This is a genomic window from Turicibacter sp. GALT-G1 (assembly GCF_025594995.1).
GTDB lineage: Bacteria > Bacillota_I > Bacilli_A > MOL361 > Turicibacteraceae > Turicibacter > Turicibacter bilis.
Map to the genome: position 1 here is coordinate 1 of NZ_JAMQUS010000114.1, position 7,886 is coordinate 7,886.

Annotated in this window: 8 protein-coding genes and 3 tRNA genes; 1 reads left to right on the forward strand and 10 read right to left on the reverse strand. The window is 36.6% G+C overall.

Features of this window, described 5'->3' with window-relative positions:
• Nucleotides 1–37: 37 nt before the first annotated feature.
• The 6 genes from NEH74_RS13390 to NEH74_RS13415 form a co-directional block, all read right to left on the reverse strand.
• Nucleotides 38–376, reverse strand: coding sequence for a hypothetical protein (locus NEH74_RS13390; protein ID WP_055243379.1), 339 nt, complete (start codon nucleotides 374–376; stop codon nucleotides 38–40).
• A gap of 169 nt (nucleotides 377–545) precedes the next feature.
• The gene (gene truA, locus NEH74_RS13395) at nucleotides 546–1,313 is read right to left on the reverse strand and encodes a tRNA pseudouridine(38-40) synthase TruA (RefSeq protein ID WP_262941470.1); all 768 of its coding nucleotides are present in this window, start codon (nucleotides 1,311–1,313) and stop codon (nucleotides 546–548) included.
• Nucleotides 1,314–1,324: 11 nt separating this feature from the next.
• Nucleotides 1,325–2,113, reverse strand: coding sequence for an energy-coupling factor transporter transmembrane component T family protein (locus NEH74_RS13400; protein WP_055306039.1), 789 nt, complete (start codon nucleotides 2,111–2,113; stop codon nucleotides 1,325–1,327).
• 3 nt (nucleotides 2,114–2,116) lie between these two features.
• Nucleotides 2,117–2,977 (reverse strand): energy-coupling factor ABC transporter ATP-binding protein, encoded by an 861-nt coding sequence (locus tag NEH74_RS13405; protein ID WP_262941471.1) that lies wholly within the window; start codon nucleotides 2,975–2,977, stop codon nucleotides 2,117–2,119.
• A complete protein-coding gene (locus NEH74_RS13410; RefSeq protein WP_082427855.1) occupies nucleotides 2,953–3,774 on the reverse strand; it encodes an energy-coupling factor transporter ATPase in 822 nt (273 codons plus the stop codon). The genes NEH74_RS13405 and NEH74_RS13410 overlap by 25 nt, the downstream gene beginning before the upstream one ends.
• A 47-nt stretch (nucleotides 3,775–3,821) precedes the next feature.
• Nucleotides 3,822–4,187, reverse strand: a complete 366-nt coding sequence (locus NEH74_RS13415; protein WP_055243383.1) for a NusG domain II-containing protein — start codon at nucleotides 4,185–4,187, stop codon at nucleotides 3,822–3,824.
• 158 nt (nucleotides 4,188–4,345) lie between these two features.
• Here NEH74_RS13415 and NEH74_RS13420 point away from each other — a divergent pair, with 158 nt between their 5' ends.
• Nucleotides 4,346–6,067, forward strand: coding sequence for an ABC transporter ATP-binding protein (locus NEH74_RS13420; RefSeq protein WP_262941472.1), 1,722 nt, complete (start codon nucleotides 4,346–4,348; stop codon nucleotides 6,065–6,067).
• A gap of 44 nt (nucleotides 6,068–6,111) precedes the next feature.
• Here NEH74_RS13420 and ahpC read toward each other — a convergent pair whose 3' ends face one another.
• From ahpC to NEH74_RS13440, 4 genes are all read right to left on the reverse strand, one after another.
• On the reverse strand, nucleotides 6,112–6,675 hold the full coding sequence (gene ahpC / locus NEH74_RS13425; protein ID WP_055275244.1) for an alkyl hydroperoxide reductase subunit C: 564 nt from the start codon (nucleotides 6,673–6,675) through the stop codon (nucleotides 6,112–6,114).
• A 909-nt stretch (nucleotides 6,676–7,584) separates the two neighbouring features.
• Nucleotides 7,585–7,668: transfer RNA gene (locus NEH74_RS13430), tRNA-Leu, on the reverse strand.
• A gap of 8 nt (nucleotides 7,669–7,676) precedes the next feature.
• Nucleotides 7,677–7,752 (reverse strand) — tRNA-Lys (locus NEH74_RS13435).
• 7 nt (nucleotides 7,753–7,759) lie between these two features.
• Nucleotides 7,760–7,835, reverse strand: a tRNA-Val gene (locus NEH74_RS13440).
• Nucleotides 7,836–7,886: the final 51 nt, after the last annotated feature.

The following is a 7,886-nucleotide window of genomic DNA, read 5'->3' on the forward strand; positions in this document are numbered from 1 at the left end:
ATTTTGATACAGCCCCTTTTCTTTTACTCTATAAAAACTATTCTTCTTCAATTTTAACGTCAACAATTTGACTAAAAACTACACGCTTTAAAGTTGAATCTGTGATAACTAAAAGTTGTTCATAATGTTCGTCATAATGAGAAATTGTCCCTGAAACTACAAAAGACTCACCATTTTCATCAGCCACTGTCAGCTGAACTGGCAATTTATCATCAAACGCACGCTTTAATCCTTTATACCCTGAAGTTTCTTTATTCGTAATTACTTGTGTATATTTCGAAAGATCCTCAAGATTTAAAGCGTCATTAGGTTGAATCATGCTTTGTGTCGGTTGATCTTGTCGACTGAATAATTTATTTATGAATTTTAGTGCCATATTTGCCTCCTGTATAATTCAACAAATAACTCGTTGCTCCCCTTATTTCACCCTATCTACTATAAATTATAACATAAACTCTTTGATAAACAAACAAAGACCTTATAATTATATTTTCATTTTTTACCTCTCTATCACCTTAAAAGACAACATCTGACAAATATCAATTTTACTCCTCGATATCCGCCAAAGGTTTCAATAATTCCTCTGGATAATCGACACGCTGTAAATAAAGCCCCTGTGGTTTAGCCGTATGTCCTGCTAAACGACGATCCTTCATTTCAAGGATTTTTTTAATATCTTCTGGTTGTTTACGCCCTTCACCGACCTGAATGAGCGTCCCAACCATAATACGAATCATATATCGTAAAAATCCATTTCCAACAAAAATAAATGTTAACTCACCCTCTTCATCAAGCAACTCCGCCTGATAAATCGTACGCTCTTTATTGATCTCATCTAAGTTCCCACAAAACGATGTAAAATCATGCGTTCCTAATAAATACGTCATCGCCTCACGCATCTTCGCCACATCCAATGGGCGACGATGATAATACACATAATGACGCTTCATCGGATTATACGTATTTAATGACAACTTATAGCGATACTCCTTAATCTTACCATGATAGCGCGAATGAAACTCAGGATGAACCTCATGGCTATCTAAAACATAAATATCCTCCGGTAACATCGAATTGAGCGCCCTAACATAACGCGTTCCATCCATATTAACCTCACTATCAAAATGAAATACCTGTCCATACGCATGAACACCTGTATCCGTACGTCCTGAACTATGAATCGTAATCGGTACCTTACAAATCTTCTCTAATGCTGCCTCAATCTCACCTTGAACTGTACGCTGTCCTGGCTGACGCTGGTAACCATTAAATAACGTTCCATCATACGCCACCGTACACTTAATTCTTTTCATAATTCGCCACCTTAAAAAATAATTGCCCCAATAAATAGAGCCCCACAAACTAAAACAAGCACCGTATCTGATACTTTCCAACTTAAACGATTAATACTCGTTCTCAGACGCCCCGGCACATAACCACGAACCTCCATCGCATTCGCCAACTCATCGGCACGTTTGAAGGATAAAATGAATAAAGGTACAAGCAGAGAAATCAGTTGCATCACCTTATCTTTAAATTTTCCTTCACTAATATCCACACCACGTGACGCCTGCGCCTTTAAAATCTTTTGAGTCTCCTCGAATAACGTTGGAATAAATCGCAGTGCAATTGAAATCATCAAGGCTAACTCAGATACAGGGAATCCGACCTTCTTTAAAGGCTTAAATAATGACTCCAGTGCTAACGTTAAATCAGACGGCTTCGTCGTCAACGTTAGAAGTGTTGAAATCAACACAACAATGATTAATCGGATACTCATAAAGAATCCTAAATTTAAGCCTTCATCATAAATTTCAATCGGTCCTAAACTAAAAATAACCTGGCCTTGCCTATTAAAAATTATTTGCAAAACAAACGTTAAAATTACAAAGAAAAACACAGGTTTTAAACTTCTCATAAAATAATTCAATGGAATTTTCGTTAACGTCATGGCGACTAACTCCGCCACAATTAACAACCCCATAAATAACCAACTATCAATCAAAAAGCTTGCCACCACGAATAATGACGTCGCCACAATCTTAGCACGTGGATCTAGTCGATGCCAAAATGATTGACCTGGTAAGTATTGACCAATAACAATCCCATTCACCAACTATCCCCTCCCTACTAAAGCTTCAATCTGACTAACAAACTCGTCTGTCGTTAACGGCAGTTTATCCACAGATAATCCGACTTTTTTCGCTAACTGATGATAATTTTGTGCGGCAATAGGCAACGTAATTCCACACTCTTTTAGCACTTCAACTTCTTTGAACACTTGTTGTGGTGTTCCTTTTAACTTCATGACACCACGATGCATCACAATCATTTCCTCAGCATACTCGGCTACCAAATTCATATCATGCGTCACTAATACAATCGTTTTTCCATACTGCTTATGTAATGTATTGAACATTTCCATCATCTCATGTTGACCTTGAGGATCAAGACCTGCTGTTGGTTCATCTAACACTAACACATCTGGATTCATCGCTAAAATACCTGCTATTGCGACACGGCGCATCTGCCCACCACTTAAATTAAATGGTGAATGCTCTAAAATAGATTCATTTAATCCGACCATCTGAATGACATCACGTGCTCGCTGATGTGCCTCGTCTTCAGACACACCATAGTTCATCGGTCCAAACATAATATCCTTCTCAACCGTCTCTTCAAATAATTGATATTCGGGAAACTGAAAAACTAATCCGACATGCTGACGAACATCTTTTAACCCTTTATTTTTCTCATCTGATTTAATGACTTTCTCACCAATCGTAATACTTCCGCTACTTGGCTTTAATAACCCATTCATATGCTGAATAAGCGTTGACTTTCCAGACCCCGTATGTCCAACAACCGACAAAAACTGTCCTTCTTTAATCTCAAAATTAATATCATAAAGTGCACGCTGTTCCATCGGAGTATTGGCATTATAAACATGATTTACTGATTCAAATTTAATTTGCATAACTCACCCATCAACTCCTCATCACTTGTACAAATCTCACTTAAAATCCCTTTTTGCTTCAAATCATACGACGCTTTGACCGCAAACGGAACATCTAGCTTCACTGATTCTAACAATTCCTTCTCTGCAAAGACCTCTTTCGGCGTTCCTTCTAAAATAATTTGACCGGCATTCATCACAACAATACGATCACTCTTCACTGCCTCATCTAAATGATGCGTAATCATAATAATCGTCTTATCCTCATCTTGCGCCAATTCATGAACAAGCTCCATCATATTTTCACGCCCTTGTGGATCTAACATGGCTGTCGCTTCATCTAAAATAATAATTTTAGCACCTAAAGCTAATACCCCAGCAATGGCCACGCGTTGCTTCTCACCACCACTTAAATGATGCGGCTCACGATCTAAAAACTGCTTCATCCCCACCTTCGTCGCATACTCCTCAACCAGGCGGTTCATTTCTTCATACGATACGCACTTATTTTCAAGGCCAAATGCAATATCGTCGCGCACAGTACTTCCAACGAACTGATTATCAGGATTTTGAAAAACAATCCCAATTTTTTGTCTAATCTCAAAAACGGTCTCTTCATTTAATGGCTGACCATCTACAAAAATCTTTCCAGCCTGAGCCTCTATTAAACCAACTAATAACTTTGATAATGTCGACTTCCCAGAACCATTATGTCCTAAAATCGTGACAAATTCACCTTGATTAATCTTTAAACTATAATCTTTTAAAACCGTCTGACCTTCATCATAACCAAACGTCACATTTTCTAATCGAATCATCTCTGACACCGAGCTCCACCACCCTATACATTTTAATTCATAACGACCTAAATAGCTATTCCATCTAAATCAGCATCTGCACTTCCAACAATCTCAATCACTAAATAATGAGGCGCACAAATAATACTTTGTCCGACCTTACTAATTGTCCCTACTTCAACACAATCATGATCAGGACAATCAGCCTCTTCAATATGTACACCATCTTTATCGACAATCACTTTATTATAACCTAATTCCGTCTCAATTTCGAAGACATGCTCTTGACCATCTATATCAATACGCGCATATTCTTCTCCCTTTAATGAAATAATAACTTCTTGATTATCATTCGATTGCATCATAAACATTGCAAGTAAAAAACCACTTATCGCGACGACAGCAATAATAATATATACATCAAAACGCTTCATCTACTACATCCTCCAAAACTAATCTAGCTGATCTTCATACATCTAACATTATAACAAGATTATTAATTAATTGTCATGAAAATCCGACGATAACCATATAAAAATATTGGAAAAAATTTGTATATTTGGTAAACTTAATAAAATGAAGGAGTGAAACTATGTTTAAGAAATTTGTATCTTATTATCGAAAACACTTAGGGCTATTTCTAATCGATATGGCTGCTGCACTCATCATGGCAGGAATTGATTTAATCTATCCATCATTCACAAGAACATTTATGAATGACTACATTCCCAACCGTAATGTGAGTGCCATGATCAACATCAGCCTCTTCTTACTAATTCTATTTATCATTCGATTGATTTGTTCCCACATTGTCAACTACTGGGGGCACATCATGGGAGCTCGAATGGAATTCGACATGAGACAAGACCTCTTCAAAAAATTCCAAACCTTAAACTTCAGCTACTATGACGAAAACAAAACCGGTGTCATCATGTCACGCCTTGTTGGCGATCTACGTGACATCACCGAGCTCGCCCATCACGGTCCAGAAGATATATTCATCTCTGCTATCATGATCATCGGAAGCTTTATCATCCTATTTAACATCAATGTCCTCTTCACCCTCTTAATCTTTCCAATCATTCTCTTAATTATTATCTTCTCCCTTTGGAGACGTAACGCCATGATGGTTGGATTCCGTCGAACAAGACAAACTCAAGGAGAAATCACCGCTCAAATCGAAAGTAGCATCGGTGGTATTCGTCTAACAAAATCATTCGCTAATGAAAACTACGAATATGAAAAATTCACCGAAAACAATGAACAATACGCTGACTCATGGAAAAATGCCCTTTTCCAAATGTCAGTCTTTCAAAGTGGAAATAATTTTTTAATTGATATCCTAAACTTGGCTCTTCTAATTATTGGTGGCCTCCTTGTAGCTAAAGACACTATTACACTAGGAGACTTCACAGCATTCCTACTATACGTTAACTTCTTGATTAAACCAATCCAACGCCTCATCAACTTCATGCAACAATTCCAAACTGGATGGGCAGGATTTGAACGCTTCTATGAAATTATGCTACTCGAACCAAAAATTAAAACAGAGCCGCAAGCTATTACATTAGAAAATCCAAAAGGAAAAATCACCTTCAATCACGTTAACTTCAAATACGATGCCAACGATGAACACGTCCTTACCGACTTCAACATCACCATCGAACCAGGCAAAAAAATCGCCCTCGTAGGAGAATCCGGCGTTGGAAAATCTACCATCTCATTACTAATCCCAAGATTCTACGACGTCACTTCAGGTGAAATACTCATCGATGATACCAATATCAAAAACTATGACTTACACACATTACGCAAAAACATCGGACACGTGCAACAAGACGTCTATATCTTTTACGGAAACATCCGCGACAACATCCTCTATGGAAACCCAGAAGCAACCGAGGAACAAATGATCGCCGCCGCTAAAAAAGCACGCATCCATGATTTCATCATGTCCCTCGAAAACGGATACGACACTACAGTAGGTGAACGCGGCATTAAACTATCCGGAGGTCAAAAACAACGTATTGCCATTGCACGCGTCTTCTTAAAAAATCCAGCTATCTTAATCTTAGATGAAGCCACATCAGCGCTAGATAACATCACTGAAATGCTAATTCAAGAAGCACTAGATGAATTGACAGTCGGTCGAACAACCATTATTATTGCACATCGCCTAAGCACAGTTAAAAAAGCAGATGAAATTCTAGTCTTAACACGACAAGGAATCTCTGAACGTGGATCTCACAAAGAATTAATCAAAGCCAATGGATACTACGCTGAACTATACGAATCACAATTTAAAAACCTATAATAAAAAGAGAGGAAAATCCTCTCTTTTTATTTATAAATTATATCTTATAATTTCCCTACTAAGTCTAAGCTTGGTGTTAAAGTTTCAGCACCTGGTTGCCATTTAGCTGGACACACTTGATCTCCGTGCTCAGCAACGAATTGTGCAGCTTGAACTTTACGTAATAATTCCTCAGCATTACGTCCGATTCCATTATCATGGATTTCATATGCTTTAATAACACCTTCTGGATTTACAACAAAACTTCCACGTAATGCTAAACCTTCTTCTTCGATCATAACTTCGAAGTTACGAGTTAAAGTACCAGTTGGGTCAGCTAACATTGGGTATTTGATTTTTCCGATTGTTTCAGAAGCATCAGCCCATGCTTTGTGTACGAAGTGAGTATCTGTAGATACTGAGTATACTTCACATCCCATTTCTTGGAATTTAGCGTAGTTATCTGCTAAGTCACCTAATTCAGTTGGGCAAACAAATGTGAAATCTGCTGGATAGAAGAAAAATACAGACCATTTTCCTTTGATTGATTCAGAAGTAACTTCTTTGAATTCTCCATTGTGGTACGCTTGTACAGCGAATTCTTTAACTTGAGTGTTAATTAAAGACATTATTATTTCCTCCCTTAAATTATAGTAATCATTACTGATATTGTTATTATATATTTGTTTCCTGATAAAGTCAACAGAAATAACTCAAAAAAATTCTCTTTTTTAAAATATAAATAATCAATACAATTGTATGAAATATTTCAAATGAAATTTTCCTCCCAACACATTTATGTGACCATATACTATTTATTCTCTTATTTATGCCGATCCTATTTCTTTAAAAAAGTACAGCATTATCATTTCCATTACACTTCTTTATTAATCTTTAAATCCCCCTATATATAATTAATTTGATTTATTAATCACTGACTTCGACTCTCTACTCTATCCATACCTTAAAGGCATTACATCTCAATTTCATTCCCTAGTAGTAGAAAACCTTTACTTCGCAAGCTAAATGATTCATATTAATACTTATAATCCAAAGTCGGAAATTAAATTGCCATATAAAATCATTCTATCACATAATTTACAAAAAATGGTTTAATCTATATCTTTCATTCAAAACTTTCATAAAATTTTTCATATAAACAATTTACATTACTTAAATTAGCAACCACACTTTTCAACAATAAAAAAGAGGATTTAATCGAATAGCAAGGGTCGATTAAATCATCAATAATGGATAGACTAAAATCAAGAAGATGATTAATAAAAGAGAGTCTTATTTTTTAAAAATTATACAATAGAATCTCGTATATTTATAATAAAGACCTTTTGCATAAGACTTGTCTAAACTAAAACTATATCACTATTATCTATAATTTGATTAGCAACATTCTGTGAAAATATCCATTAAAAAAACCAGTTATTAAATAACTGGTTTTTTTAATATGCAATGGTATTTTTTCTCTAAAAATAAAAAAAGATAAAACTTTTAAAAATCTTACCTAAGTTTATTAAAGTAAATGGTGCGGGTGACAGGAGTTGAACCTGCACACCAAAGGTACTAGAGCCTAAATCTAGCGCGTCTGCCAATTCCGCCACACCCGCATTTAAAATGGTGTCCTGCAGAGGACTCGAACCTCTGACCCTCTGATTAAAAGTCAGATGCTCTACCAACTGAGCTAGCAGGACTTTTTTATGGTGGAGGATGACGGGCTCGAACCGCCGACCCTCTGCTTGTAAGGCAGATGCTCTCCCAGCTGAGCTAATCCTCCACTTAATGGTGACCCGTACGGGATTCGAACCCGTGTATGCATGCGTGAAAG

Excerpts from the sequence above, each read along its gene's own strand:
- NEH74_RS13390 (WP_055243379.1), bottom strand. The coding sequence starts at position 376 with ATGGCACTAAAATTCATAAATAAATTATTCAGTCGACAAGATCAACCG.
- truA (WP_262941470.1), bottom strand. The coding sequence starts at position 1,313 with ATGAAAAGAATTAAGTGTACGGTGGCGTATGATGGAACGTTATTTAAT.
- NEH74_RS13405 (WP_262941471.1), bottom strand. The coding sequence starts at position 2,977 with ATGCAAATTAAATTTGAATCAGTAAATCATGTTTATAATGCCAATACT.
- NEH74_RS13410 (WP_082427855.1), bottom strand. The coding sequence starts at position 3,774 with ATGATTCGATTAGAAAATGTGACGTTTGGTTATGATGAAGGTCAGACG.
- NEH74_RS13415 (WP_055243383.1), bottom strand. The coding sequence starts at position 4,187 with ATGAAGCGTTTTGATGTATATATTATTATTGCTGTCGTCGCGATAAGT.
- NEH74_RS13420 (WP_262941472.1), top strand. The coding sequence starts at position 4,346 with ATGTTTAAGAAATTTGTATCTTATTATCGAAAACACTTAGGGCTATTT.
- ahpC (WP_055275244.1), bottom strand. The coding sequence starts at position 6,675 with ATGTCTTTAATTAACACTCAAGTTAAAGAATTCGCTGTACAAGCGTAC.